Source organism: Psychroflexus lacisalsi (genome assembly GCF_020164495.1).
In the GTDB taxonomy this organism is placed as follows: domain Bacteria; phylum Bacteroidota; class Bacteroidia; order Flavobacteriales; family Flavobacteriaceae; genus Psychroflexus; species Psychroflexus lacisalsi.
Genome location: NZ_JAIQYZ010000020.1, coordinates 1 through 685 on the forward strand (window position 1 = coordinate 1; position 685 = coordinate 685).

At 38.1% G+C, this 685-nt stretch carries 1 tRNA gene and 2 rRNA genes; all 3 read right to left on the bottom strand.

Annotated features, from left to right (window positions below):
• Positions 1 to 87, bottom strand: a 23S ribosomal RNA gene (locus tag LB449_RS13780); the annotation flags it as partial.
• 278 nt (positions 88 to 365) lie between these two features.
• Positions 366 to 439, bottom strand: a tRNA-Ile gene (locus tag LB449_RS13785).
• Positions 440 to 571: 132 nt separating this feature from the next.
• Positions 572 to 685: ribosomal RNA gene (locus tag LB449_RS13790) — 16S ribosomal RNA — on the bottom strand; the annotation flags it as partial.

A 685-nucleotide genomic window follows, 5' to 3' on the forward strand; every position in this document is an offset into this window, starting at 1 on the left:
TAATCCCCGCAGCTTATCGCAGCTTGTCACGTCCTTCGTCGCCTCTGAGAGCCTAGGCATCCCCCATACGCCCTTAATAAGCTTATCTATTCGATAATTATTTATTTTTATTTTTACTCGTCATACTCCTTTCTTAATGAAAGAAATACGCTCTTACTCTCGTATTCTTATATATTCTCAATATGTCAATGAACGTTTAAATCTCTTACCTACACCTTGTATAAGTAAAGAAACCTTTGTCATAATACTTAAACTCAATTAAATATTACCATTCTTATTATAAACCCTATATCTAAAAATTAAATTAGCTAAAATCTTACTCTTAACTTTTCTAACTCTTCTCTTGTGCCTTGAAGACTATAAAGTAGTCTCAGGCAGACTCGAACTGCCGACCTCTACATTATCAGTGTAGCGCTCTAACCAGCTGAGCTATGAGACTGGAGGCTTTATAATAATAATTAAATTGACAATTAGAAACATCAAAGCTTATCCTAATCCTTTCCGGATCAAAGCTTAATTAATTCCCTTTCTCTAAACGTCTACTACATCTTATCAGACGCAATACTCTAAAAAAGGAGGTATTCCAGCCGCACCTTCCGGTACGGCTACCTTGTTACGACTTAGCCCCAGTTACTAGTTTTACCCTAGGCGGCTCCTTGCGGCGACCGACTTCAGGTACCCCCAG